At 73.4% G+C, this 26,626-nt stretch carries 22 protein-coding genes; 5 read left to right on the forward strand and 17 right to left on the reverse strand.

Annotated features, from left to right (window positions below):
• Positions 1-22: 22 nt before the first annotated feature.
• Positions 23-1,480: a catalase gene (locus tag WIS52_RS11070; RefSeq protein WP_349298090.1), complete on the reverse strand. Its 1,458-nt coding sequence runs from the start codon at positions 1,478-1,480 to the stop codon at positions 23-25.
• A gap of 126 nt (positions 1,481-1,606) precedes the next feature.
• Here WIS52_RS11070 and WIS52_RS11075 point away from each other — a divergent pair, with 126 nt between their 5' ends.
• Positions 1,607-2,821 (forward strand): MFS transporter, encoded by a 1,215-nt coding sequence (locus tag WIS52_RS11075; protein WP_349298091.1) that lies wholly within the window; start codon positions 1,607-1,609, stop codon positions 2,819-2,821.
• 78 nt (positions 2,822-2,899) lie between these two features.
• A complete protein-coding gene (locus WIS52_RS11080) occupies positions 2,900-3,925 on the forward strand; it encodes an endonuclease/exonuclease/phosphatase family protein (RefSeq protein WP_349298092.1) in 1,026 nt (341 codons plus the stop codon).
• Positions 3,926-4,002: 77 nt separating this feature from the next.
• Here the strand turns inward: WIS52_RS11080 and WIS52_RS11085 are convergent, their stop codons facing one another.
• From WIS52_RS11085 to WIS52_RS11095, 3 genes are all read right to left on the reverse strand, one after another.
• Positions 4,003-5,076, reverse strand: coding sequence for an aspartate-semialdehyde dehydrogenase (locus WIS52_RS11085; RefSeq protein ID WP_349298441.1), 1,074 nt, complete (start codon positions 5,074-5,076; stop codon positions 4,003-4,005).
• Between the two features lie 5 nt (positions 5,077-5,081).
• The gene (locus WIS52_RS11090) at positions 5,082-6,344 is read right to left on the reverse strand and encodes an aspartate kinase (RefSeq protein ID WP_349298093.1); all 1,263 of its coding nucleotides are present in this window, start codon (positions 6,342-6,344) and stop codon (positions 5,082-5,084) included.
• A gap of 374 nt (positions 6,345-6,718) precedes the next feature.
• Positions 6,719-7,246: a CGNR zinc finger domain-containing protein gene (locus WIS52_RS11095; RefSeq protein WP_349298094.1), complete on the reverse strand. Its 528-nt coding sequence runs from the start codon at positions 7,244-7,246 to the stop codon at positions 6,719-6,721.
• 26 nt (positions 7,247-7,272) lie between these two features.
• Here WIS52_RS11095 and WIS52_RS11100 point away from each other — a divergent pair, with 26 nt between their 5' ends.
• Positions 7,273-7,464, forward strand: a complete 192-nt coding sequence (locus WIS52_RS11100; RefSeq protein ID WP_349298095.1) for a hypothetical protein — start codon at positions 7,273-7,275, stop codon at positions 7,462-7,464.
• A gap of 73 nt (positions 7,465-7,537) precedes the next feature.
• On the opposite strand, the gene bar is transcribed toward WIS52_RS11100, so the two are convergent.
• The 12 genes from bar to WIS52_RS11160 form a co-directional block, all read right to left on the reverse strand.
• Positions 7,538-8,641: a barbiturase gene (bar, locus tag WIS52_RS11105; RefSeq protein ID WP_349298096.1), complete on the reverse strand. Its 1,104-nt coding sequence runs from the start codon at positions 8,639-8,641 to the stop codon at positions 7,538-7,540.
• A gap of 22 nt (positions 8,642-8,663) precedes the next feature.
• A complete protein-coding gene (locus WIS52_RS11110) occupies positions 8,664-9,599 on the reverse strand; it encodes a carbamate kinase (RefSeq protein ID WP_349298097.1) in 936 nt (311 codons plus the stop codon).
• A gap of 124 nt (positions 9,600-9,723) precedes the next feature.
• A complete protein-coding gene (locus WIS52_RS11115) occupies positions 9,724-10,419 on the reverse strand; it encodes an SDR family oxidoreductase (protein ID WP_349298098.1) in 696 nt (231 codons plus the stop codon).
• An 87-nt stretch (positions 10,420-10,506) separates the two neighbouring features.
• The gene (locus WIS52_RS11120; protein ID WP_349298099.1) at positions 10,507-12,435 is read right to left on the reverse strand and encodes a hydantoinase B/oxoprolinase family protein; all 1,929 of its coding nucleotides are present in this window, start codon (positions 12,433-12,435) and stop codon (positions 10,507-10,509) included.
• Positions 12,432-14,510, reverse strand: a complete 2,079-nt coding sequence (locus WIS52_RS11125; RefSeq protein WP_349298100.1) for a hydantoinase/oxoprolinase family protein — start codon at positions 14,508-14,510, stop codon at positions 12,432-12,434. Before WIS52_RS11125 ends, WIS52_RS11120 begins: the two co-directional genes overlap by 4 nt.
• 88 nt (positions 14,511-14,598) lie before the next feature.
• On the reverse strand, positions 14,599-16,011 hold the full coding sequence (locus WIS52_RS11130; protein WP_349298101.1) for an amidase: 1,413 nt from the start codon (positions 16,009-16,011) through the stop codon (positions 14,599-14,601).
• Entirely contained in the window at positions 16,008-16,661 is a 654-nt protein-coding gene (locus WIS52_RS11135) for an SRPBCC family protein (protein WP_349298102.1), read from the reverse strand. Before WIS52_RS11135 ends, WIS52_RS11130 begins: the two co-directional genes overlap by 4 nt.
• The gene (gene cutA, locus WIS52_RS11140; protein WP_349298103.1) at positions 16,658-19,036 is read right to left on the reverse strand and encodes an aerobic carbon-monoxide dehydrogenase large subunit; all 2,379 of its coding nucleotides are present in this window, start codon (positions 19,034-19,036) and stop codon (positions 16,658-16,660) included. The genes WIS52_RS11135 and cutA overlap by 4 nt, the downstream gene beginning before the upstream one ends.
• Positions 19,033-19,521 (reverse strand): (2Fe-2S)-binding protein, encoded by a 489-nt coding sequence (locus WIS52_RS11145; RefSeq protein ID WP_349298104.1) that lies wholly within the window; start codon positions 19,519-19,521, stop codon positions 19,033-19,035. Before WIS52_RS11145 ends, cutA begins: the two co-directional genes overlap by 4 nt.
• A complete protein-coding gene (locus WIS52_RS11150) occupies positions 19,518-20,342 on the reverse strand; it encodes an FAD binding domain-containing protein (RefSeq protein ID WP_349298105.1) in 825 nt (274 codons plus the stop codon). Before WIS52_RS11150 ends, WIS52_RS11145 begins: the two co-directional genes overlap by 4 nt.
• Positions 20,339-21,766: a uracil-xanthine permease family protein gene (locus WIS52_RS11155; RefSeq protein ID WP_349298106.1), complete on the reverse strand. Its 1,428-nt coding sequence runs from the start codon at positions 21,764-21,766 to the stop codon at positions 20,339-20,341. Before WIS52_RS11155 ends, WIS52_RS11150 begins: the two co-directional genes overlap by 4 nt.
• Before the next feature lie 200 nt (positions 21,767-21,966).
• Positions 21,967-23,205, reverse strand: a complete 1,239-nt coding sequence (locus tag WIS52_RS11160; RefSeq protein WP_349298107.1) for a PucR family transcriptional regulator — start codon at positions 23,203-23,205, stop codon at positions 21,967-21,969.
• A 135-nt stretch (positions 23,206-23,340) separates the two neighbouring features.
• Here WIS52_RS11160 and WIS52_RS11165 point away from each other — a divergent pair, with 135 nt between their 5' ends.
• Together WIS52_RS11165 and WIS52_RS11170 are read left to right on the forward strand one after the other, a co-directional pair.
• Complete coding sequence (locus WIS52_RS11165; protein WP_349298108.1) at positions 23,341-24,732, forward strand: FdrA family protein; 1,392 nt, start codon at positions 23,341-23,343, stop codon at positions 24,730-24,732.
• A complete protein-coding gene (locus tag WIS52_RS11170) occupies positions 24,729-26,159 on the forward strand; it encodes a YlbE family protein (RefSeq protein WP_349298109.1) in 1,431 nt (476 codons plus the stop codon). Before WIS52_RS11165 ends, WIS52_RS11170 begins: the two co-directional genes overlap by 4 nt.
• Here WIS52_RS11170 and WIS52_RS11175 read toward each other — a convergent pair.
• On the reverse strand, positions 26,122-26,427 hold the full coding sequence (locus WIS52_RS11175) for a hypothetical protein (protein ID WP_349298110.1): 306 nt from the start codon (positions 26,425-26,427) through the stop codon (positions 26,122-26,124). The two genes, WIS52_RS11170 and WIS52_RS11175, sit on opposite strands and share 38 nt — an antisense overlap.
• Between the last annotated feature and the right edge of the window lie 199 nt (positions 26,428-26,626).

The following is a 26,626-nucleotide window of genomic DNA, read 5'->3' on the forward strand; positions in this document are numbered from 1 at the left end:
CGACAACCACTCACGAGCGGCGTCAGCCGCCGTTGCGGACGGCCTGCTCGATCCGGTCGCCGATGTTCTTGTCGACGTTGCGCCAGTACTCGAACGCCCGCTGCAGGATCGGCTCGGTGACGCCGTCGGACAGGTGCCCGGCGACGTTGTCCACCAGCCGCTCGCGGGCCGCGTCGTCGAGCACCTCGCGGACCATCGTGCCCGCCTGGCCCCAGTCGTCGTCCTGCTCGCGCAACGTGTACGCCGAGCGGACCATGTCGCCGTCGGCGTGCCAGAGCGCTTCGGCGACCCGCTTCGGGTCGGCCTGCGGCCCGCCGTAGGAGTTCGGCGCGTAGATCGGGTCACGGGTGTTCGTGATCCGCATGGCGCCGTCCTTGGCGTAGTTGTTGACCTCCGCGCGCGACGCGTTGACCGGGATCTGCTTGTAGTTGACCCCGAGCCGGGCGCGGTGCGCGTCGGCGTAGGAGAACCCCCGGGCCAGCAGCATCTTGTCCGGCGACAGCCCGGTCCCGGGGACCAGGTTGTTCGGCTCGAACGCCGCCTGCTCCATCTCGGCGTGGTAGTCGTCGACGTTGCGGTCGAGGGTCAGGCGCCCGACCTCCTGCAGCGGGTAGTCGCCGTGCGGCCAGACCTTGGTCAGGTCGAACGGGTTGAACCGGTAGGTCTTGGCGTCGGCGAACGGCATGATCTGGACCTTCAGCGTCCAGGACGGGTGGTTGCCGGCCTCGATCGAGTCGTAGAGGTCGCGCTGGTGGTAGTCCCCGTCCGACCCCGCCAGCTCGTCGGCCTGCGCCTGGGTGAGGCACTCGACGCCCTGGTCGGTCTTGAAGTGGTACTTCACCCAGAACATCTCGCCGGCCGCGTTCACCCAGCTGTAGGTGTGGCTGGAGTAGCCGTTCATGTGCCGCCAGGTCTTCGGCACACCGCGGTCGCCCATCAGCCAGGTGACCTGGTGCGCGGACTCCGGGGACAGCGTCCAGAAGTCCCACTGCATGTCGTGGTCGCGCAGGTTGTTGGCGACCCGGCGCTTCTGCGAGCGGATGAAGTGCTGGAACTTCATCGGGTCGCGGACGAAGAACACCGGCGTGTTGTTCCCGACCATGTCCCAGGTGCCCTCGTCGGTCCACAGCTTGAGGGAGAAGCCGCGCGGGTCGCGCCAGGTGTCCGGGCTGCCCCGCTCGCCCGCGACGGTGGAGAAGCGGATGACGCCGCGGGTCTCCGCGCCCGGCTGCAGGAAGGCGGCCTTCGTGTACTGCGACACGTCCCCGGTCACCTCGAACCGGCAGAACGCACCACCACCCTTGGCGTGCGGCTGGCGCTCCGGGATGCGCTCGCGGTTGAAGTTGGCCATCTGCTCGATCAGATAGTGGTCGTTGAGCAGCAGCGGACCGTCCGCGCCGATCGAGAGCGAGTGCTCGTCGCTGGCGACCGGGCTGCCGGAGTCGGTCGTGGTGGGCCTGGGCTGTGGCGTGGTGGTCACGGCCGTGCCTCCTGAACGTGGTGGGTGCGGGCGTCGGAGTTCTCGGTTTCCCGGCTCCTCTCCCGTCAAACGCCTCCCCACCGCCCGCTCGCCGGAACTGTCGGTGCCGGGATGCAGGATGGAGCCGTGACCGACACCGAGGTGCCCCGGGCGGGGGTCGCCGCCTTCGCCGACGTGCTCCGCCGTCCGGGGGTCGGCTCCGTCACCGCGATCGGTGTCGCCGCGCGGATCCCGGCCACCGCCGTCGGGGTCACGCTGACCCTGCACGCGGTGCTGACCCTCGGGTACGGCTTCGCCGCGGCCGGCCTGGTCGCGGCGGCCGTCCCGACCGGAATGGCGATCGGCGCCCCGCTGCTCGGGTCGGTGATCGACCGGTACGGCCTGCGGCCGGTACTGCTGTTGACGACGACGGCCGGGCTGGTCTTCTGGACGCTCGCGCCGGAGCTCGGCTACCCGGGTCTGCTGGCGGCGGCCTTCGTCGCCGGGGTGCTGACGCTGCCGGTCTTCTCGCTCATCCGGCAGGTCCTCGCCGCGGTGGTCCCGGCCGGGCACCGGCGACCCGCGTTCGCGCTGGACTCGATGTCGGTCGAGATCTCCTACATGACCGGGCCCGCGCTCGGCTCGCTGCTCACGGTGTGGCTGGGCAGCGGGACCGCGATGCGGATCATCGGCGCCGGGTTCGTGCTGGCCGGGGTGGCGCTGTGGTGGCTGAACCCGCCGGTCCGCGCGGACGGCGCGGCGCCGGGACGCACCGTGGCCCGCCCACCGCTGCGGAGCTGGCTGAACCGGCCGCTGGTCGGCGCACTGCTGGCGGTGACGGCCGCCGTCATCGCCATCATGGGCACCGAGATGGCCGTCATCGCGTCGCTGACCGGGAGCGGACAGACGTGGGCGATCGCGGTCGTGAACGCCGCCTGGTGCGGGGCCTCGCTGGTGGGCGGCTTCCTCTACGGTGCGGCCCGCCGCGCGGCGCCGCTGCCGCTGCTGCTGGCGATCCTCGGGGTGGTGACCCTGCCGGTCGCGCTGGCCGGGTCCTGGTGGACGCTGCTGCTCCTGGTGATCCCGGCCGGGCTGCTGGTCGCACCGACCCTGGCCGCGGGCAGCGACACCGTCTCCGAACTCGCGCCCGACGCGGTGCGCGGCCTGGTCACCGGGCTGCAGGGCTCGGCGACGACGATCGGGCTCGCGATCGCCGCGCCGCTGTCCGGGTTCCTGGTCGACGCCGCCTCCCCCGCGGTCGCGATCGTGGCCAGCGGGTCGGTGGCGATCGTGCTGGCGGGGTGTGCGGCTCTCCTGATGCGGCGGAACGACCGGGAGCCTCCGGCGCAAGCCGGTGGCTGAGAGGGTCCACAGGCGATCGGCGCATCTCACGCCGGGATGCCGACGCCGCGGGACCCCGCTCGGGCAGACTGGATTCCTGTGAGCGCCCCGCCCCATTCCGAGGCCGAGACCCAGCCGATCCGCCGGCCACGAGCCCGTCGCCGTCGCCGGTTCGGCGTGGTGCGCTGGACGTTCGCGGTGGTCCTGGGCGCCGGAGCGTCCGTGGCGACCTTTCCCGACCGGCTCGGGATCGACACCCGCTCACCGTTCGCGCAACTCATCGCGTTCCGGCCGGTCGTGGTGGCGGGCGTCGGCGTGCTCGCGCTCGTCGGCCTGCTGATCACGGCGATGAACCGGCGGTTCTGGCCGGTCCCCGCCGTCCTGGCCCTGGTCGGGGTCGTCGGGGCGTCCCTGGTCCTGCCGCGCACCGTCGCCGAGGCGGCCCCGGCGGGCGGTTCGACGCTGAAGGTGCTCGCGGCCAACGTCTACGAGGGACGCGCCGACGCCGACTCGCTCGCCGCGCTGATCATCGCCGAGGACCCGGACATCGTGTCGATCCCGGAGTCCGGCGGCCGGTTCGCCCGCGAGCTCGCCCCGTACCTGGAGCCGCACGGCTACCGGGTCGAGGCGTCGAACTCGACCCGGGCGCGTGACGTCACCGGGAACACCATCATCGTCGCCGAGCGGCTGGGAGACGTGCGGTTCCGGGTCGGCGACGAGGTCCGCTTCCCCTACATCGAGGCCACCGGCGGTGGCCTCGGCGACCTGCGGTTCGTCGCGTTCCACTCGGTCGCGCCGATGCCGCGCTCGGTCGCGACCTGGCGCGCCGACCTCGGCGTGCTGCCGCAGTGGTGCCGGGGCGAGGGGCCCGCAGTGATCGCCGGGGACTTCAACGCCACCCTCGACCACTCGGTCTTCCGCGAGGCGATCGCCGGGTGCCGCGACGCCGGGTCGCAGGCCGGGAACGGTCTCACCGGGACCTGGCCGACCTGGGCGCCGGCGTGGCTGGGTCCGCAGATCGACCACGTGATCGCGACCAAGCCGATCGTCGCCGAGTCGTTCGAGACACGCCTGGTCCCCGGCAGCGACCACCGCGCGATCGTCGCCACCCTGCGGCTGCCCTGAGCGGTCCCGCACCGGGCACGAATGCGCGCGGCCGCCGCCCGCGGATCGGCGGGCGGCGGCCGGGTGGGAGTTGCGGGTCAGCCGGCGGCGGCGACCGTCTCCGCGACCTCGTAGGTGTTCAGCGCGGCGCCCTTGCGCAGGTTGTCGCCGCAGACGAACAGCTCGAGGGTGTTCGGGAAGTCCAGCGACTGCCGGATCCGGCCCACGACCGTCGGGTCGCCACCGACCGCGTCGGCCGGGGTCGGCCACTCGCCGTTCGCCGGGTCGTCCTTCACCACGATCGTCGGCTGGTCGCCGAGCAGCTTGCGGGCGGCATCGACCGAGACGTCCCGGGAGAACGTCGCGTGGATCGCCAGCGCGTGCGTGGTGACCACCGGGACGCGGACGCAGGTCGCGGAGACCTTCAGCTCCGGGATCCCGAGGATCTTGCGGGACTCGTTGCGGACCTTCAGCTCCTCGGACGACCAGCCGTCGTCCTTGAGCGAACCGGCCCACGGCACGACGTTGAGCGCCAGCGGGGCCGGGAACGGCGAGTCGCCGCCCACCGGGACGCCGGCGGCCTTCAGCACCTCGGCGACGTCGCCGGAGACGTTCCCGACGTTCTTGCCGGCCAGCGCGGAGATCTCGGCCTGCAGCTGGTCGATGCCGGGCTGACCGGCGCCGGACGCCGCCTGGTAGGAGGAGACGACGAGGGACTCCAGCCCGAACTCGCGGTGCAGCGCACCCATGGCCGCCATCATCGACAGCGTCGTGCAGTTCGGGTTGGCGATGATCCCCTTCGGACGGTCGGTGACCTTGTCCGCGTTGACCTCCGGCACCACCAGCGGCACGTCGGGGTCCATCCGGAACGCGCCGGAGTTGTCGACCGCGACGGCCCCGCGGGCGGCGGCGATCGGCGCCCATTCGGCGCTGACCTCGTCCGGCACGTCGAACATCGCGATGTCGACGCCGTCGAACACCTCGGGTGCGAGCTCCAGGACGGTGATGTCCTCGCCGCGCACGCGCAGCACCTTGCCCGCGCTGCGCGCGGAGGCGATCAGGCGGATCTCGCCCCACGGCACGGACTCGCGGGAGTCCATGATCTCGATCATCGTGCTGCCGACGGCGCCGGTCGCGCCGACCAGGGCCAGGACGGGCTTCTGCATGGCCATCTCGTTCACCGGCCCGTTCCCGCGGCGACCACCGCGTCGTCGTCGGCACCCAGCTCGAACGCCTCGTGCAGCGCCGTCACCGCGTCGTCCAACTGGTCCGAGCGGCAGATGACCGAGATCCGGATCTCGGAGGTGTTCATGATCTCGATGTTGATGCCGGCCGCGGAGAGCGCCTCGCAGAACTTCGCGGTGACGCCCGGGTGGTTCCGCATCCCGGCGCCGACCAGCGACACCTTGCCGATGTCGTTGTCGTAGATCAGCTCGGCGAACCCGATCTCGGACTTCGCACCCTCGAGCACCGAGACGGCGGTGTCGCCGTGGCTGCGGGGCAGCGAGAACGTGATGTCGGTCTTGCCGGAGACGTTGGAGATGTTCTGCAGGACCATGTCGATGTTGATCTCCGCGTCCGCGATCGTGCGGAAGATCTTCGCGGCCATGCCGGGAGTGTCCGGGACACCGGTGACGGTGATCTTGCCTTCGGACCGGTCGTGCGCGACGCCGGTGATGATCGGATTCTCCAACGGGATCTCCTCGATCGAGCCGGAGACCAGCGTGCCCGGCTTGTCGTTGTACGAACTGCGCACCCGCAGCGGGACGCCGTAGCGGCGGGCGTACTCGACGGCGCGCAGGTGCAGGACCTTCGCCCCGGACGCGGCCAGCTCGAGCATCTCCTCGTAGGTGACCGTCTCCAGCAGGCTCGCCTTCGACACGATCCGCGGGTCGGCGGTGTAGACGCCGTCGACGTCGGAGTAGATCTCGCAGACGTCCGCGTTCAGCGCGGCGGCCAGCGCCACCGCGGTGGTGTCCGACCCGCCGCGGCCCAGCGTGGTGACGTCCTTCGAGTCCGCGCTCATGCCCTGGAAGCCGGCGACGAGGACGATGTGCCCCTCGTCGAGGGCCTCACGCAGGCGGTACGGGTTCACCTCGGTGATCCGGGCGTCGCCGTGCCGCGAGGTGGTGAGCATGCCGGCCTGCGAGCCGGTGAACGACCGCGCCTCCGCGCCCAGGGAGTGGATGGCCATCGCCACCAGGGCGTTGGAGATCCGCTCGCCGGCGGTGAGGAGCATGTCCATCTCCCGCAGCGGGGGCTTCGGGGAGATCTGCTCGGCGAGGTCGGTGAGCTCGTCGGTCGTGTCGCCCATCGCGGACACCACGACGACGACGTCGTGTCCCTCCTTGCGGGTCCGGACGATCCGCTCGGCGACCTTCTTGATGCGCTCCGCGTTCTCGACCGAGGATCCGCCGTACTTCTGCACGACGAGGGCCACGCCGACCTCCTGTCCCGGCTCCACATGAGGAGCCGCCGGGTGCTGTCCTGGTGCCGCGGGCAGTGCGTGGGTGGCGCGCCCGCGGCGCTGGTCGGAACGGCACACTACCTGCGCGGGGCACCTGATTTCAGGCCCGGAGCCTGCGACGATGACCCAGGACACACGCCCGGGCGTGCCGGGCGCCCCTCCGATATCACGAGCCCGGGATTCACCCGGACGAGTGAAGGAGAGAGACGGCTCACGCCGCGTAAGGGGACCGCCGTCCGCTGCGTTCATGCCGCGTCCGTCGACCGCCGTCCGCTGCGTTCATGCCGCGTCCGTCGACCGCCGTCCGCTGCGTTCATGCCGCGTCCGTCGACCGCCGTCCGCTGCGTTCATGCCGCGTCCGTCGACCGCCGTCCGCGGTGCCGCCGGACGGCGTCGGTGTTCCCGCACCGCGCGCTGCAGTAGCGCTGCCGGCCGTTGCGGGAGACGTCGGCGAAGATCCGGGTGCAGCCCGCGGCCGCGCAGCGCCCGAGCCGGTCCATCCCCCGGGTCGTCAGGTGGGTGGCGGTACCCATCGGGATGAGGGCGTGCAGCACTCCGGCCAGCCCGAGGCCGTCGTCACGGTGGTGCAGGTGCCACACCCCGTCGTGGTCGGTCAGCCGGGGCGGCCCCGCCCCCTCGGCGAGCAGCGCGTTGAGCAGGCGGGCCCGCTCCGCGGCCGACCCCGCATCGACGACGGCGGTCCACCGCTCCAGCAGCCCCCGGACCGCGACCAGGTCGGCCGGCCCCGGTTCCCACTCGCGCGCCAGGCCCGCGGCGGCGCACCGATCGGCCAGCTCCGCGACCGACGACGGCGGCGAGTTCGCCAGGTCCGCGGCGAGCAGCACCGGATCCCGGCCGTAAGGGTTGATGTGCACTGAACCATTACATCAGGGTCGCCCTCATGAGCGCACCCCTGGACCACGAGTGGGAGACGGTCTCCCGGCACCGGAGCACCGACGGCGTCGTCGGCTACCAGCGGTGCCGGTGCGGGGCCCGACGCATCGTTCTCACGCACGGTGGCGTGCACCCCGGGCCGGACGACGCAGTGCTCGCCGAACCGGGCAGCCTGCGCTTCCGGGCGCAGGCGCGGTGACGGCCCCGCAACCGTCCCCCACAACCCTTCGGCGATGGACGCGATCCGTTCCGGGAAAGGGGTCCGGGTCGAGTCAGCCCAGGTCGACGATGGCGGCGACCGGGCCGCCGCCTTCGGGGCCCTGGTGGGCCGCCGACACCGACACGAAGACCGCCGGGTCGCCGGTCACGGCCGCGGTCACGCCACCGACGGCGGCCTTGATCTGGCGGTGCCAGTGCACGTCGGAGTCGTCGAGCATGGCGTTGCGCCGGCCGCGCACGGTGCCGTCCTGGGACGCCTCGCACTTGAGGAACACGTTGACCAGGCGCTCGCCGAGGTCGGAGGTGTGCGGGCGGTCGGGCAGCTCCAGTCCGGCGTCGCGGATCGCGTTCCAGATGCCGTCGGCGTCGAGGGCGTCGGTCATCACCGAGTGCCCGATCCGGTAGCGGCCGCCGACGCCGCGGGCGTTGCCGACCACGACGACCTGGGCCCGGTCCAGCTCGACCCCGGACGAGCAGGACGCCACGGCCGAGTAGAGGTCGCGGTTGTTCATGACGTCGTCGTCGGAGGGCATCTCGATCTCGCCGAGCCCGACGGCGACGCCCAGCGCGGTGCAGCCGTTGGACACGTCCATCGACTCGAGAGTGTGCTCGGTGAACACGGTCTTCCCGCGGGACTTCGCGTCCCGGATGGTATGGATGGTGATCAGCGGGGTCTTGGTCTGCACGTAGTGCACGTCGGCCGGGTCGGTGATCCCGGCGCGCTTCATCGCGACCTGCACGGCGTCGGCGACCTTGGTGATCATCGGGGTGCGGCCGATGTCCTCCGGGGCGAGCTGCTCGCTCATCGCGAACCCGACCGACAGCCGCAGGTCGTCGCTGGGGACGACGTCCTCCGGCGGGACGGTGGCGAAGATCGTCGCGTGCGGGCTGATGATGCCGTCGGTGCCACCGGACCAGACGATCGGGATCTGGCTCACCTGCTCCGCCGGCGCGCCCTTGGCGACCAGGACCTCGCGGAAGGCGCGGTCGGCGATGATCCGGGTGTAGTCGTTCACCCCGCCGTTGCCCTCGGTCTTGCCGATGATCGCGATCACCCGGTCGGCGTGCAGGACACCGGAGTCGATCAGCGCCGACAGCTCGCTCGCGTCCGCGACGGAGTGGATCGGGATCTTGCGCACCTCGATGGCCTCGGGCATGGCGGGGTTCCTTCCGTAGGGGTCAGGACGGGACGATCACGGTGCCGGCGTCGCCGGTGATCGCGTCGGCGATGTGGTCGAGGTCGGTGATGACGGCCCGGGTCCCGCCGGCCTCGACGAACCGGCACGCGGCGTCGACCTTGGGGCCCATCGAGCCGCCGGCGAAGTGGCCCTCGGCGGCGTGCGCGCGCATCGTCGCGGTGCCGACGACACGCAGCGGCTCGGCGGACGGGGTGTCGAAGCGGAGCACGGCCCGGGGCACGTCGGTGGCGATCACCAGGACGTCCGCACCGACGGCCCCGCCGAGCAGCGCGGCCCCGAGATCCTTGTCGATCACGGCCTCGACGCCGGACAGCGTGCCGTCGGCGGCGCGCACGACCGGGATGCCGCCCCCGCCACCGGCGATCACGACGAACCCGGCGTCGACCAGCGCCCGGGCGGCGGCCGCGTCGACGATCTCCAGCGGTTCCGGGGAGGCGACCATCCGGCGCCACCCCCGCTCGCCCCGCTCCTCCCAGGTCTGGCCGTGTTCGATCAGCACCGCGGCCTCGGCGGCGGGCAGGTACCGCCCGATCGGCTTGGTCGGGCGGGTGAAGCCGGGGTCGTCGGCCGCGACGACGGTCCGGGTGACCACGGCCGCGGTGCGGCGCGCGACACCGGCCGCGGCGAGCGCGGCGTCCAGCGCGGTGGTGAGGACGAACCCGAGCGTCCCCTGGGTCTGGGCGCCACACCAGTCCAGCGGGACCGGCGGGACGACGGAGGCGGCGAGCTCGTTCTTGACCAGCAGGTTCCCGACCTGCGGGCCGTTGCCATGGGTGATCACGACGTCGACGCCGTCGGCGAGCAGCCGGGCGACCGCGGCGGCGGCGACCCGGGCGGCGGCGACCTGGTCCTCGGGCCGGGCGCGGCCGTCGGCGGCGGTCATCGCGTTGCCGCCCAGCGCCACCAGGACCCTCATGCCGAGCAACCTAGGAGCGGCGTCCCGCGCGTCTCACCGTCGTCGGAGACGGAAAGCGGACTGGATCGCTGGCAGATCTTGCCGAATCGCGCGGAGCCCGTGTCGGCGTGCGCGCCCGGATGCGTCACGGCGGTGTCGGCCGTGTGTCGGACGGGCCCGCGGCGGCGCCGCGACCGAGCAACGCGGCGAGGGTACGGGTCCCGACGGGCAGGCCGTGCCGGTCGTAGTAGGCGAACATCGCGTCGAACCACGGGCCGAGCCCGGACGGACCGGGCACGCGTTCGGCGGTGGCGCCCGCCTCGGCGGCGAGCCCGGCGACGGTCGCGGTGCGCGACGCGAGCTCGTAGGTGGCGCCCTCGTGCCCCGGTTCGGTGAGCACGGTCGCGGCGGCCTCGGCGACCTCGCGCAGGTCGGCGAACCCGAAGACCGCGTGCACGTCGTAGGGCACCCGGACGGGTGCGGTCAGGTCGAGGTTCTGCAGGTAGGGGCCGGGCTGCAGGATCGTCCAGCTCAACCCGCTGCGGCGGACCAGGTCCTCCGCGCGGGCCTTGCCGAGGTGGTGCGGCATGTCGGGGGCGTACGGCGAGGCCACCGAGTGGTAGACGACCCGGCTCACGCCGGCCGCGCGCAACGCGTCGAGCAGGCCCGCGACCAGCGCCGGTTCGTCCGGGTGCATGTTCGGCGCGATGAGGTAGGCGGCGTCGGCCACGCCCGGGACGTCGCCGCGCCCCAGCGGGACCGCGGTGACATCGCGCGCCCGCAGCGCCCCGACCACCGCCCGCCCGGTCTTCCCGTTCCCCCCGGGGATCACGACCCGCACCAGACCTCCTTCCGAGGCCGTGAGGGGTACGGGAGCGCTGTCGTCGCATGATCGACAGACCCTGATGTACCCCTCACGGTCCGAGCCTCAGAGCCGGTCGACGTCGGCGTGAGCGGCGCCGCCGGCGAGGGTGGCGTAGCCGGGGCCGCGGTCGAAGAAGGCGTCGTCGTCGCGGGACCAGCCGGCGCGCCCGGCCCGTTCGGCCTCAGTGGCCGCCGCGTCGAAGGAGAGCGAGTCGAGGTCCCCGGTGAGCACGACGCCGTAGTCCGCCCGCGCCGAGGAAGCGGAGACCTTGCGCCACAACACGTCGCGCACCACCGCGGCCGGGTCGCGGCGCAGCGGGTCGCCCCAGCCGCCACCCCCGGTGGTCCGGATCCGGATCACCTCGCCGGCGGCGACCGGCTCGGCGTCGGCCAGCGCGTCGACCTCCCGCTCGTGCGGGCCGCCCGGGTCGATCACGACCTCGAACGGCCGGCCGGCCTTCCCGCCGCGCACGCCCCAGCAGGCCAGGATCGACCGGTCCGCGATCGACATGAAGTGGGCGTCGCGCAGCATCCGGACGTGCTTCTCGTAGCCGAGGCCGCCGCGGTACTCCCCCGCCCCGCCGGAGTCGACGGCCAGCGACAGCGACTCGACCCGGAACGGGAAGCGGGCCTCGGTGAACTCGGTCGGCAGGTTCCGGGAGTCGGGGACGACGTGGATGGTGTCCTCGCCGTCGGCGTAGTAGCGCCCGCCGGAGCCGCCGCCGAGGACCTCGCGCATCAGGTAGGGGCGCCCCTCGAGGTCCTCGCCGTAGACGCCGGTGTAGCGGATGGTCTCCTGGTCGGCGGGCATCCGGCCGTCGACGGCCTTCGCGACGACCCCGGCCAGCACCCCGAGCAGCCGCAGGATCACGAACGTGCGCGCGTTGGTCGGGGCCGGGAACACCGGCGTCAGCAGCGTCCCGGGTGCCGGGAACCGCATCTCGATCAGCGGGACGATGCCCTCGTTGACGTCGAGCTCGGCCATCCGCTCCGGGGAGTCGGCGAGGTTGCGCAGGATCGGCGCGAGCCACTTCTTCAGGAACACGCCGTCGGAGTAGTCGCCGCAGTGGTTGATCGGCCCCTTGGCCTGCGGGGAGGTGCCGGCGAAGTCCAGGATCAGCCGCTCGCCGTCCGGGTCGTCCGGGCCGGTGCGGGTGAGCGTGATCCGCTGGGCGTGCAGCCGGGGGGCGTCGACGCCGTCGTGCTCGGCGTAGTCCTCCCAGGTCCAGCTGCCGACCGGGATCCGTCCGAGGATCTCCCGGCGGTAGGTCTCGGTGGTCCGGGAGATGATCGCGTCGAAGCAGGACTCGACGGTCTGCACGCCGTAGCGGTCGAAGAGCTCGCCGAGCCGCCGCGCGCCCATCAGGCAGGCCGAGCACTCGGCGTCGAGGTCGGCGGCGAGCGACTCGGGCATCCGCGAGTTCCGGGTCATGATCGCCAGCGCGGCCCGGTTCGGGACGCCGGCGTCCCACAGCCGGATCGGCGGGACCATCAGCCCCTCGGAGAACACGCTGGTGGCGTTCGAGGGCATGGAGCCGGGGACGGCGCCGCCGATGTCGTCGTGGTGGCCGAAGGCCTGCACGAAGGCGACGACCCGGCGCTCGTCCGCGACACCGGCGAACACCGGCACGGTGACGCAGAGGTCGGGCAGGTGGCCGATGCCGCCCTCGGAGCGGTAGACGTCGTTGTGGAAGAAGACGTCGCCCTCGCGCATCTCCTCGAGCGGGAACTCGCGGGCGATCGGGTGCACCAGCGCCGAGTAGGAACGGCCGGTGAGCTTGCGCAGCTTCCGGTCGTGGATGCCGGCCCGGAAGTCGTGTGCGTCGCGGATCATCGGGCTGCGGCTGGTGCGCGCGATGGCGGTCTCGACCTCGGCCTCCACGCTCGCCAGCGAGCCCTGGACGATCTCGACGAGCACCGGGTCGGCGCCGGCGCCCGCGTCGTCGGTGAGCGGGCCGAAGGGGAACTGCGTCGGGGCACGGCGGGAGTTCACGACGTCGCCTTCCGGGTCACGAGGATGTTGAGGCGGGAGTCGACCCGGGCGGTGAAGCCCGGGTGCAGCGGGACCGTCGAGCCGAACTCCTCGACGATCGCCGGCCCGTCGACGACCGCGCCGGGCACGAGGTCGTCGCGCCGGTGGACCGGGGTGTCGACGAACCCGTCGGCGGCGTCGAAGCAGACCGGGCGCCGGGATACCTCGGTGACCACCGGGTCGGCGACGATCTCGTAGCGCGGGATCTCCGGGCGGCGGATCGGGCCGATGCCCGAGACCCGCAGGTTGACCCACTCGACCTGCTGGCTCTCCTCGCCCGCGAAGTCGTAGCCGTAGAGCCCCCGGTGCGCGGCGTGGAACGCGTCGGCGACCTCCGTCAGCGTGGCCGCGGTGACCGGCCCGTCGGGCACCGGGACGCGCACCTCGAACGCCTGCCCGAAGTAGCGCAGGTCGGCGGAACGGACGAAGCCGTGCCGGTCGGACGGGAAGCCCTCCCGGTCCAGCGCGGCGGCGGCCTGCGCGGTGAGGCCGTCGACGATGCGGGTGACGTCGGCCGCGTCGAGCACGTCGGCGAGCGCGACGTGGGTCTGCACGTAGTCGTTCTTGACGTCCACGGTGAGCAACCCGAACGCGGAGACGTTCCCGGGGTTCGGCGGGACCAGCACGGTCGGGACGCCGAGCACGTCGACCAGCCGGCACAGCAGCAGCGATCCGGATCCGCCGAAGGTGGTGAGTGCGAAGTCGCGGACGTCGAGCCCGCGCTGGACGGTGACCTGGCGCAGCGCGTTGGCCTGGTTCCAGGCCGAGATCTCCAGGACGCCGGTGGCGCAGGCCTCCGGGGTGAGTCCGAGCTCCTTGGCGAGCGCCTCGATCCCGGCCCGCGCGGCCCCCACATCCAGGGGGATCTCGCCACCGAGCAGGTGCGGCGGGATCCGGCCGAGGAACACGTGCGCGTCGGTGATGGTCACCTCGGTGCCGCCCGTGCCGTAGCAGAGCGGCCCGGGGTCGGCGCCGGCCGAGTGCGGGCCGACCTTGAGCGTGCCCTCCGGGGAGATCCAGGCGATCGACCCGCCGCCGGCGCCGACGGTGACCACGTCGATCATCGGGATCTTGGACGGGAACCGGCCGATGGTGCCCTCGGTGGTCAGGCTCGGTTCGCCGTCCACGACCACGGAGACGTCGGTGGAGGTGCCGCCGCCGTCGGAGGTCAGGACCCGGTCGAACCCGGCCTCGGCCGCGATCAGCGCGGCGCCCAGCGCCCCGGCCGCCGGTCCGGACAGGACGGTGGTGATCGGCTGGTGCACGACCTCGTCGGCGGAGAGCACGCCGCCGTTGGACTTCATCACGTAGAACGGGATCTCGCGGTCGTCGTAGGCGGTCAGCCGGTTCTTGATGTTCGAGACGTAGGCCGACAGCCGCGGCTTGACCGCGGCGTCGACGAGCACCGTCGTCGCCCGCTCGAACTCGCGGTACTCGCGCAGGACCTCGCTGGACAGCGACACGACGGCGCCGGGGTGCTCCTCGGCGAGGATCTCCCGCATCCGCTGCTCGTGGCCGGGGTCGGCGTAGGCGTGCAGGAAGCAGACCCCGAGCGTGTCGACCCCGTGGTCGCGGAACCATCGGGCGGCCTCGCGCGCGCCGGCCTCGTCGAACGGGCGGACCTCGGCGCCGGTGAAGTCGAGCCGGCCCTCGACGCCGCGGACCAGGTCCCGCGGCACGATCCGGCTCGGCTTGACCCAGAAGTAGGAGTTGCCGTAGCCGTCCGGGACGGACTGGCGGGCGATCTCCAGCATGGCCTCGTAGCCGGCGGTGGTGACGAACCCCAGCCGGCCGACCTTGCCCTCGAGCAGCTGGTTGGTCGCGACGGTGGTCCCGTGGCTGACCGCCTCGATCGCACTCCCGGAAGCCCCCAGCAGCTCCAGCACCTTGTCGATCCCGGCCAGGAACCCGTCCGCCGGGTTGGCGGGAGTGGACGGGGTCTTGGTGCTGACCAGCTCGCCCGCCTGCTCGTCGAACGCGACGACGTCGGTGAACGTGCCACCGGTGTCGATGCCGATCCGGATGCGCCGGGTCATCGGATGTCCTCCCTGGGCGGTGGCTACGACTGCCGATTCAACCGGCGCACCGACCGGCAAGACATGTCAACTCCTGCCGTCGGCACGACTATCCGTTGGCAGAACCCGCCAGTGCCTCGACGGCCGCCGCGACCTCCAGCAGGCGACGGTCCGCACCGTGCGGGGCCACCAGCTGGATTCCCACCGGCAACCCGTCCGGCGTACTGCCGAACGGCACCGAGATCGCCGGGCAGCCGGTGACGGTGATCAGGTACGCGGACCGCATCCAGTCCAGATAGGAGTCCATCGGCTTGCCGTCCACCATGGACGGGAACTCCTGGTCGGCCGGGAACGGCGGTACCTGCGAGGTCGGCAGCACGAGCAGGTCGTGGTCGGTGAAGTACTCCCGCATCCGCTGGGCCAGCGTGGTCCGCCGCTGGTAGGCGACGGCGATGTCGGCGCCGGTCAGCGACTCGCCGGCCCGGATGTTCGCGGCCAGCGAGGACTTGAACGCCGTCGGCTGCACGGCGAGCTGCAGGCCGAAGGTGGCCTGGAAGTGCCAGGCGCGCAGGGTCCGGAAGCACTCGTCGGCACCGGTCAGGTCGGGCACGGTGCCGGTGACGGCAGCCCCGGCGCCGGTCAGGTCGGCCCCGGCGGCGTCGACGACGGCCGCGACGCTCCGGTCGACCGCGAACGCGCCGTCCAGGTCGGCGCTCAGCCCGACCCGCAGCCCGGCGAGCGGGGCCGGATGCACCGGTGGGGCGAACACCGCACCGGGGTCGCCGAGCGCGTGCGGGGCCCGCGGGTCCGGCCCGGCGAGCACCGACAGCAGCAGCGCCAGGTCGTCGACGGAGCGGGCCATCGGCCCGCCGGTCGAGGTCGTCTCCCACATGTTCGGCTGCGGCCACGCCGGCACCCGTCCCCAGGACGGCCGCAGGCCGACGACCCCGCAGAACGACGCGGGGTTGCGCAGCGACCCGCCCATGTCCGAGCCCTCGGCCAGCGGCACCATCCCGGCCGCCAGCGCGGCGGCCGCCCCGCCGGAGGAGCCCCCGGCCGACCGCTCCGGGTCGTGCGGGTTGCGCGTGGTGCCGAAGACGGTGTTGAACGTGTGCGACCCGGCGGCGAACTCGGGCACGTTGGTCTTGCCGATCGGGACCGCCCCGGCCGCCCGGATGCGTTCGACGATCAGGTCGTCGGCGTCCGGGACGTGCTCGGCGAACAGCGGCGAGCCGTAGGTGGTGCGCCAGCCGGCGACGGCGTGGGTGTCCTTGAACGCGAACGGCAGACCGTGCAGCGGGCCGGGCTCCACCCCGGCGGCCAGCGCCTCGTCGGCGGCCATCGCGCCGGCCCGGGCGCGCTCCTCGTCGAGCGAGACGATCGCGTTGAGCAGCGGGTTGCGCACCGCGATCCGCGCCATGTGCAGGTCGAGCAGCTCGCGCGCGGAGATCTCCTTGGCGCGGACCGCGGCGGCCTGTTCGCGGGCCGGGGAGTCGACGCCGAGCTCGCGGGCGGGGCTCATCGGCGGCGTCCGATCGCCGCGCCGACCAGCACCCCGAGCAGCGCGACGGCCGCACCGATGCCGATCCCCCGGGTGAGCTCACCCGGGCGGCCGGGTAGCGGCGGAGGCGCGGTGAACACCCCCGGTTCGGTCGCCGCGACCCCGGTCCCGGATCCGGGCCCGGCGCCGGCGGACGCGGCCTGCGCCGCCGGCCCGTCCGGTGTGGACACCGGCGCCCCGATCGCCGTCCCCACGTTCCCGAAGAACTCCGCCGCCATCCGTTTCGACACGCTCGCGAGCATTCGCTGTCCCACACCGCCGACCATGCCACCCACCGTCGCATCGGCGGCGTAGGAGATCCGGGTGCCCTCGGGTCCGAGGTCGTCGAAGGCGACGTCGACGACCGCGTCGACCGTCCCCGGCGCGCCCGCCCCGCGGAGGTTCATGACCAGCGACTCGTGCCGCTTCAGATCGGTCAGCGCGCACCCGCCGGTGTAGGTGCCCTTCACCGCCGCAACCCCGGCGGTGACGGTCATCGCGTAGGCGTTCTCCCCGGTGGCCTCCAGCCGCTCGCACCCCGGGATGGTCGTGACGAGCACCCGCGGGTCGAGCAGCGCGTCCCACACCTGCCCGACCGGGTGCGGCACGACGTTGCTACCGGTGATCCTCATGCGCGGCGCTCCTCCCGGAGGGTGAACAGGTCGGACGGCGAGATCGGCATCGCGGTGATCGGGATGCCCTCGGCGTCCTCCACCGCGGCCGCGATCACCGCCGAGACCGGGATGACGCCGGCCTCTCCCGCGCCCTTGATGCCCAGCGGGTTCAGTGGCGACGGCGTCTGCAGGTGGTCGATCTCGATCGCGTCCGGGATCTCGGTGACATACGGCATCAGGAAGTCCATGAAGGACGCGTTGAGCAGCTGCCCGGACTCGTCGTAGGCCATCCGCTCGTAGAGCGCGCCGCCGACGCCCTGCGCGACGCCGCCGTGGATCTGCCCCTCGACGACCATCGGGTTGATCAGGTTCCCGCAGTCGTGCACGACGGCGTAGCGCAGGATCCGGATCTCGGCGGTGTCCGGGTCGGTCTCGACGACCGCGGCGTGCATCCCGGCGGCGAACGTGGCGTGCACCGGGCTGTAGAAGTCGGTGCCCTCCAGCCCGGGCTGTTCGTCCTCGGCCACCGGGGGCAGGTTCGAGTCGCCGACCGAGAACTGGGTGGCGGCCTTGGAGGCCTCGTCGAAGGCATAGCGCAGCGGGTTGGACAGCACCGACAGCGTGCCGAGCGGGATACCCAGCCCGGTGCCGCGTACGCCCACCTTCCCGTCGACGATCTCCAGGTCCTCGACGTCCGCCTCCAGCGCGTCGGCGGCGAGGCGCAGCGCCTTCTCCTTCGTCCGCCGGGCCGCCTTGAACACCGCGGAGCCGGACATGACCGCGGCCCGGGACGCGAACGTGCCGACCGCGTAGGGCATCCGGCGGGTGTCGCCGGTGACCACCTCGACGTCGTCGAACGGCACTCCGAGCTCGTCCGCGACGATCTGGGCGAAGGCGGTCCGGTGGCTCTGGCCCTGCGTGGTGAGCCCGGTCGCGACCTGCACCTTGCCGGTGGTGTCGACGCGCACGTGCGCACCCTCGTAGGGGCCGACGCCGGTGCCCTCGACGTAGCAGGCCAGCCCGATCCCGACGGTCCGGCCCTGCTCGGCGCACTCCCGGCGGAAGGACCCGAACCCGTCCCAGTCGATCAGCTTGCGGAGCTTCTCCAGGCACGCCGGGTAGTCGCCGGAGTCGTACTCCAGCGCGCGGCCGTCCTGGAAGACGAGGCCGTGGTCGTAGGGGAACTCGTCGGGCCGGATGAAGTTGGCCGCGCGGACCTCGGTGCGGTCCCGTCCGAGGTACGCCGCGATCGCGTCCATCGTCCGCTCCATCGCGAAGCAGCCCTGCGGGCGGCCGGCGCCGCGGTACGGCGTGACGATCACCGTGTTGGTGTAGAGCGACTCGAAGGCCACCCGGTACGCGCCGGGTTTGTACGGGCCGAGCAGCTGGGTCGAGGTGATGATCGGGACGATCAGGCCGTACGGGGTGTAGGCGCCGTGGTCGTGCCAGAACTCGACGTCGAGGCCGAGCAGCCGGCCGTCGTCGTCGAACCCGACCTCGACGTGCTGGACCTGGCCGCGCTCGTGCGCGGAGGAGATGAAGTGCTCGCGGCGGTCCTCGACGAACTTCACCGGCCGGCGCAGCGCCCGGGCGGCCATCGGCACCAGCAGCTCCTCCGGCCACGGGTGGACGATCTTGACGCCGAAGCCGCCGCCGACGTCCGGGGTGATCACGTCGACCCGGCCGATGTCCAGGCCGAGCTTCGCGGCGACGGCGGCGCGGACGCCGGTCGAGCTCTGGGTGGCGGTCCACACGACCAGCCGGCCGGCGTCGGGGTCCCAGCGGGCCACCGTGCCGCGGCCCTCGATCGGCTGGCACGCGCTGCGTTCGATCTCCAGGTCGAGCTCGAGCCGGTGCGGGGCGGCGGCGATCGCGGCCGGGGCGTCGCCGACGGTCTGCTCCAGGCGGGCGCCGACGTTGCCGGGGACGTCGTCGTGCACCAGCCGCTCCGCCGACCGGGCCGCGTCGATCCCGACGACCGCGGGCAGCACCTCGTAGTCGACGACGATCCGGTCGACGGCGTCCTCGGCGAGGTAGCGGTCCTCGGCGACGACGAACGCGATCGCCTCCCCGACGTGGTTCACCTCGTCGCGGGCCAGCGCGTACTGGGTGCGGCCGTGGGTGAGCGCCGGGTGCGGGATGAGCACCGGCAGCGGCTCGGCCATCGGGCCGGCCAGGTCGTCGTAGGTGTAGACGGCGTGCACGCCCGGCACGTCGAGGACGCCGGAGACGTCGATGTCGAGGATGCGGGCGTGCGCGTGCGGGGAGCGCAGGACGGCCGCGTGCAGGGCGGGCGAGCCGGGGTCGATGTCGTCGACGTAGCGCCCGCCGCCGGTCAGGAACCGCTGGTCCTCGACCCGCTGGACGGGCTGCCCCATCAGCTTCGTGGTCACGAGACGTCCCGCTGCAGCGATGCGGCCCGTTCCACTGCCCTCACGATGTTGACGTACCCGGTGCAGCGGCAGAGGTTCCCGGCGATCATGTCCCGGGCCCGGTCGTGGGTCGGGGACGGATCGCGCCGGAGCCCGGCGGTGACCGTGGTCAGGAAGCCCGGCGTGCAGAACCCGCACTGCAGGCCGTGACACTCCGCGAACGCCCGCTGCACCGGGGAGAGCGCACCGTCGGGGTCGGCCAGCCCCTCCACCGTGGTGATCTCGCAGCCCCTGGCGGCGACGGCGAGCATCAGGCACGCGCGCGCGGTCCCACCGTCGACGAGGATCGTGCAGGCCCCGCACACCCCGTGCTCGCAGCCGACGTGCGTGCCGGTCAGCCCCAGGTCGTGGCGCAGCGCGTCGGACAGCAGCCGGCGGGCCGGCACCCGGATCTCGTGCACCACACCGTTCACCGTGAGCCGCACGTCGTGGAGCGCCTCGCTCATGTGGCCCCTTCCCTCGCGTGCGCGGTCGCGGCGGTCACGACCCGGTCGGTCAGCACCCGCACGAGCTGCCGCCGGTAGGCCGCGGTCGCGTGGATGTCCGTCGCCGGGTCGAGGTGTTCCAGCGCGGCGTCGGCCCGCTCGGCCGGCGCGACCCCGGTCAGGTCGACGACGACCGGGACGTCACTCACCGACAGGTAGCCGACCCGGACCCGGTCGCCGTCGACGACCGCGGCGGCCCCGGCCAGGGCGTAGTCGCCGTGCCGGCGCGCGACCTCGTCGAAGGCGACACCGGCGCCCGCCGGCAGGGCCGGGAAGAACGCCGAGACCGCGATCTCGTCCGGCCCCACCGAGGACTGCAGCGGGCCGACGAACAGCTCGTCCGCGGCGATGGTGCGGCGCCCGGCCGGCCCCTCGACCTCGACCGTCCCGCCCAGCAGGCTCAGGACCACCGGCATCTCCGCCGCGGCGTCGGCGTGCACGAGCGAGCCCACCGTCGTCCCTCGGTTGCGGATCGTGTCGTGCGCGACGTGAGCCAGCGCCATCGGCACCAGCGGCTGGGCCCGGGCGGCCTCGGGCGAGGCCAGCACCGCGGCGTGCCGGGCCAGCGCGCCGACGTGCACGCCCTCGCCGGAGACCGAGATCGTGTCGAGACCCGGTAGCCCGTTGATGTCGACGACGAGCGCCGGCGCGGCGAGCCGCATCGACAGCAGCGGGATCAGGCTCTGCCCGCCGGCCAGCACCTTGCCCTCGGGCACCGCGAGTGCCGCGACGGCGTCGGCGAGCCGGTCGGGCCGGACGTAGTCGAACGGAGCGGGCTTCACGGTGACTGCGTCGCCTCCCCGTCGTCGGGGCTCGCCGGCTTCTCCGAGGATCCCGTCGTCCCGACGACCGGCGTCCCGGCCGCCGGCACGCCCGGCCCGGTGCGCCGGTCCCGCAGCGCGACGACGTGGAAGTAGACGATCACCAGGATCGTGCCCAGCGCGATGCCGCCGATCTCGAAGCCGTTGCCGAAGTCCAGCGTCACGCCGCCGATGCCGGCGACCATGCCCGCCGCGAGCCCGACCAGGTTGCGCGGCTCGGCGAAGTCGACGCCGTTCTCCACCCAGATCTTCGCGCCGACCAGGGAGATCATCCCGTAGAGGACCAGGGTGATCCCGCCGAGCACACCACCCGGGATCGAGGCCACCAGCACCCCGAACTTGGGGCACAGGCCGAGCAGGATCGCGACGGCGGCCGCGATGTAGTACGCCGCCGTCGAGTAGACGCGCGTCGCGCTCATGACACCGATGTTCTCGGCGTAGGTCGTCGTCGGCGACCCGCCGAACAGGCTGGCCAGCGCGGTCGCCGCGCCGTCCGCGCCGAGCGCGCGGCCCATGTAGGGGTCCAGGTCGTCGCCGGTCATCTCCGCGACGGCCTTCACGTGTCCCAGGTTCTCGGCGATCAGCGCGATCACGCCGGGCAGCACGAGCAGCACGAACACCAGCTGGACGCTCGGGCCGTGCACGGCGGCCACGCCGTCGTCGAGGGTGCCGCTGGGCAGGCCGAACCAGGCGGCGTCGCCCAGGCCGTCGAACGCGACCCGGTTGTGCGGCTCGGGGGTGCAGCCGTCGCCGCCGCAGGAGGTGATCGGTCCGGTCAGCACGTCGAGGAGGTAGGACAGCACGAACCCGAAGACCAGCGCGAGGAACACCGCGATGCGGCCCCAGAAGCCGGGGAACAGGATCGCGGCGAGGACCAGGAAGGTCGCGGTCAGCAGCGCCGTCCACTGGTCCACCGGCCAGTAGACCGACGCGACCACCGGGGCCAGGTTGAACCCGATCAGCATCACGACCGCGCCGGTCACCGCGGGCGGGAGGACCCTGTGCACCATCCGCGGCCCGGCGACGTGCACGAACACACCGACCGCGAGCAGCACCAGGCCGGAGACCATGATCGCCCCGGTGACGTCGGCGGAGTCACCGCCCAGCGCCCGGATCGCGGCGACGCCGCCGACGAACGCGGCGCTGGTGCCGAGGTAGCTCGGCACCCGGTTCTTGCAGACGACCAGGAACAGGATCGTGCAGAGCCCGGAGAACAGGATCGCGAGGTTCGGGTCGAGCCCCATCACCACCGGGAACACGAACGTCGCACCGAACATCGCGACGACGTGCTGCACTCCCAGCCCGACGGTCTTGCCCCACCGCAGCCGCTGCATGGCCCCGACCGGCTGGCCGGGCGCGGGATCGACCACTTCCCACTTGAACATCGACATGGCGATCCCTCCGCTCCGGCATCTCGCGATACCGACTCAAATTAGTGAGACCCAGGTCGCACCTCGACGGCGATTGCTGCCGATTGAACCGTGGATCCGCTGGCACGAATTGATGACGCTCCGCACGGTGCACGCATGCGGTCGGACGCAGGTTTCCGGGGTATGACCGGTTCGTGTCGGCCGGGCCCGGGTCGCTAGTTCCCGATCCGCATGGCCTGCAGCGCCACCGCGACATCGAGGCGCAGGTTCGGGTCCGTCGACAACGGACCGAGCAGCCGCTCCAGCTTCGAGACCCGGTACCGCATCGTGTTGTAGTGGAAGAACTGCAGCCGGGCCGCCTCGGCCACGTTGAAGTTCGTGTCGAGCAGCACCTTCAGCGTCTCCCGCAGCTCCGCGGCCTCCTCGGTCTGTTCGGCGAGCGGCCCCAGCGCATCGCGCACGAACGAGGTCAGCTCCGCCCGGTCGGGCACGAGCGCGAGCAGCCGGTGCAGCCCGAGCCGGTCGAAGAACGTCGTGCCCCCGCCACCGCCCATCCGCCGGCCGACCTCGACGGCCCGCCGGGCCTGCCCGTAGGCGCCGGGCAGGGCGTCCACATCGGACACCGGCCTGCTGACCCCGGCGGAGAACGGCCGCCGGCCACCACCCTTGTCGCCGGCGACGGCGGTCACCGCGCGGCGGACGACGTCGTGCCCGGGCGGGGTGCCGTCGCCGTCGGTCACCGGCAGCAGCGTCACCACCTCGGAGGAGAAGTCGACGGTCGGGATGCCCTCGCCGAGCCCGGCGCAGACCTGCCGCCACGCCGCGGCGAAGCGCTTCTGGAAGGCCCGGCGCTGCTCGGCGGTGACCGGGTCGTCGCCCGCGTCGAGCTCGGCCGAGACCACGACCATCGGGCGGCGCAGGTCCCAGCCGAAGGTGTCCGCGTGCTCCGCGACGTAGGCCGGGTCGGCGGTCCGGCGGAGCAGCAGGTCGCGCAGGAAGTCGCCCTGGTACTTCGTCTCGACCGCGGTGACCGCCTCCTCGCGGGTGATCAGCAGCGCGGCGACCCCGGCGGCCCGCTCGAGGGCGTGCACGTCGTCGGGGGTGAGGCGGGCGTCGCGACGGACGCACACCAGGCGGGCGAGGTTCTGCCCGCCGGCGGCGACGCGCAGCGTGCGGGCCTCGCCGCCGCCGACCGCGAGCCCGCCGGCGCCGATGCGCTCCACCCGGAGCCGGCCGGTCGGGTCGACGAGGTCGTGCTCGGTGAGCAGCCGGCGCTCGTCGTCGTCCAGGGCCGAGGCCCGCTCGCGCCCGTCGGTCGAGGTGACGGCGACGCCGACGGCCAGCACCCGCCCGACCTCGGCCGCGATCCCGGCGAGGTCACCGCCGTCCAGCGCGATCCGGGTGAGACCGGTGTGCAGGGCGTCGAGGCGCGCGAGCGCGGCCCGCGCCGGCATCTCGGCCTCGTCCCGATCATTCGTCAGCAACTGTTGCCGCCCTCCGCCGCCGAAGATGGCAGAAATTAACATCGGAACGGGCGGTTGCCCAGGCTAGCGTGGGAATCCGTGATCCGGCCCCGAGGAGTCACTCCCATGACGACGCACGTCGAGGTCAGGCCCGGCGCCTACGCCGACTCGATCACCTTGATGCTGGTCAGCCGGACCGCGGCACGGCTCGACGGGGTGACCGCCGCGCAGGTCACGATGGCCACCCCGCTCAATGTGGACGTCCTGGCCGGGATGGGTTTCGAGGTCCCCGCCGGGGCCGACGCGAACGACCTGGTGGTGGCGCTGCGGCTCGACCGCGCGGACGCCCTGCCGGCGGCGCTGGCCGGAGTGGACCGCGCCCTGGAGGAGGCGAACCGTCCCGCCCCGGGCGGCGAGACCGCCGTCCCGCCCCGCACCACCGCCGGCGCGCTGGACCGGGCGCCGGGATCGCCCGTGCTCGTCTCGGTCCCGGGGCCGCACGCGACCGTCGAGGCGATGGACGCCCTGGACGCCGGCAGCGACGTGATGATCTTCAGCGACCACGTGCCGGTGGAGCAGGAGGTCGCGCTCAAACGGGTGGCCGCCGAGCGCTCCCTGCTGGTGATGGGCCCGGACTGCGGGACCGCCGTCGTCGGTGGGGTCGGGCTCGGCTTCGCGAACGCCGTCGCGCCCGGACCGGTCGGGATCGTCGCCGCGTCGGGGACCGGCTGCCAGCAGATGCTGGCCCTGCTCGACCACGCCGGCGTCGGGGTGAGCGCCGCGCTGGGCGTCGGGGGCCGGGACCTGTCGTCGCCGGTCGGGGGGCTCGCCACCCGGGAGGCGCTGCGCCGGCTCGACGCCGACCCGGCGGTCGAGCTGATCACGCTGGTCTCCAAGCCCCCGGCCGACGACGTGGCCGCCGCGATCGAGGGGTTCGCGGCGGATCTCACGACGCCGGTCGGGTTCGCACTGCTCGGACCGGGCCGGCCGGACCTGACCGCCGCCGCGGAGACCGTCCTACGCCGGCTCGGGCGCCCGGTCCCGGACTGGCCCGTACACGGCAGCGCCCGGCCCACGACCCGGGGCACGCGGCTGCGCGGCCTGTTCGTCGGCGGCACCCTGGCAGGAGAGGCCGCGCAGATCGCCGGCGCCGGGGACTTCGTCGACTTCGGCGACGACGCCTGGACCGCCGGCCGGGCCCATCCGATGATCGACCCGACGGTGCGGCTGGAACACCTCGCGGCCGCGCTCGCCGACCCGGACACCGCCGTCGTCCTGCTGGACGTCGTGCTCGGGCACGGCGCCGAGGCCGACCCGGCGGCCCGGCTCGCCCCGGCGATCGCGGGGGCCGGGGTCCCGGTCGTCGTCACCGTGGTCGGGACGCCCGCCGACCCGCAGGACCGGGACGCCCAGGTCGCCGCGCTGGTCGCGGCCGGTGCCGAGGTCCACCTGTCGCACGCCGGCGCCACCCGGCGGGCGCTGGCCCTGCTCCCTTCGACGACCGGAGCCGCCTCGTGAACCGTCCCACCATGGTCAGCACCGGCACCGACCTGCTCGCCGACGCCGTCGCCGGGCAGGGCCTGGACGTCACCCGGGTGGAGTGGCGACCGCCGGCCGACGGCACCGCCGGCGACCTCGTGACAGTGGCCCTCGACCCGCTGCGCCGGGCCGCGAACGCCCGGGCGCTCGAGGCGATGCTCGGCGTGACCGCCACCCTGGTCGACGTCGCGCCGGCCTCGGAGGTGCTCGGGCTGGGCCCCGGCGAGTTCCTGCACGCCGGGCCGCCGATCACCTGGGACCGGGCGTCCGGGCCGCTGCGCGGCGCGCTGATGGGCGGCGCCGTCCTGGAGGGACTGGTCGCCGACCCCGACGACGCCGTCGCACTGTTCGAGTCCGGGACCTCGGTGTCGCTCGAGCCGTGCCACCACCGCGGGACGGTGGGCCCGATGGCGGGTGTGGTGACCCCGGGCATGTGGATGTTCGTGCTGGAGGACCCGGCCACCGGGCGTCGCACGCACTGCTCGCTGAACGAGGGGCTGGGCAAGGTGCTGCGCTACGGCGCGTACGGCCCCGGGGTCCTGGACCGGCTGCGCTGGATGGGCGACGTCCTCGGCCCCCTGCTGCGCACGGCCGTCCGGTCCGTCCGCGACGCCGGCGACCCGATCGACGTCACCGCGATCCTGACCCAGATGCTGCAGATGGGCGACGAGGCGCACAACCGCAACCGGGCGGGCACGCTGATGCTGCTGCGCGACCTGGCACCGGCGATGGTCGGCGCCGGGGACCGCCCGAGCGCCGACGTCGCCGACGCGCTGCGCTTCGTGGGCGGGAACGACCACTTCTTCCTCAACCTCGCGATGCCGGCCTGCAAGCTCGCGCTGGACGCCGCCCGCGACATCGAGGGGTCGACCGCGGTGGTCGCGATGGCCCGCAACGGCACCGACTTCGGCATCCAGGTCTCCGGGACCGGCGACGAGTGGTTCACCGGCCCGGCGCAGACGGCCGAGGGCCTGTTCCTGGGCGACTACGGCCCGGCCGACGCCAACCCGGACATCGGCGACTCGGCGATCACCGAGACGGCCGGGATCGGCGGGTTCGCGATGGCCGGAGCGCCGGCGATCGTCCGGCTCGTCGGCGGGACCGTCCCGGACGCGCTGGCGACCACCCGCCGGATGCGGGAGATCACCCTGGGGGCGAACCCGCGGTGGACGGTGCCGGTGCTGGAGTTCGCCGGCGTCCCCACCGGCATCGACGTCACGAAGGTCTGCCGGACCGGGATCCTCCCGCAGATCAACACCGGGATGGCCGGTCGGGTCGCGGGCGTCGGGCAGGTCGGCGCCGGGCTGGTCACCCCGCCCGCGGAGATCTTCCCGGCGGCGCTCGCCGCACTGGCCGCGCGGGCCCGTTCTAGATCCGGCGCAGGAGCCGGACCACCACGGTCGTGAGGGTCAGCCACAGGGCGGCCGCGACGCCGTAGTTCAGCGCGACGGCCGTCTTCGGCTGCTCGGGGGTGAACAGGTCCCCCAGGCCGAGGTTGAACTCCGCGGCCCAGCGGGCGACGAAGTCGGTCAGGAAGTTCTGCGGGTTCGCCTCGAGCAGCGTCAGCACGATGTGCCCGACCAGGATCGCGACGATCGCCAGGCCGGCGACGTTCACCAGGGTCGCGACGAGCCCGATGCCCTGGCGCAGGGTCGACCCCACGGTTGCCGCCATCGCTCACCCTTCCGGTCGAGACGCACGCCATGATCGCACCGACACCCCCTCCTGTCGGCCGCGACAGGGCGGGCCGGGCCGGACTGTGACCGGTTCGTTGCCCCGAGATGTCGATCGGACGGGCCACCGGGTTGCCGTGCAACGGGGGTCCCCGGCTACGGTGGACCCATGGCGCGCCTGCTCCTTCGCCGCCGCGGCG

Origin of the sequence: Pseudonocardia nematodicida (genome assembly GCF_040105385.1) — a bacterium.
Taxonomy (GTDB): Bacteria; Actinomycetota; Actinomycetes; order Mycobacteriales; family Pseudonocardiaceae; genus Pseudonocardia; species Pseudonocardia nematodicida.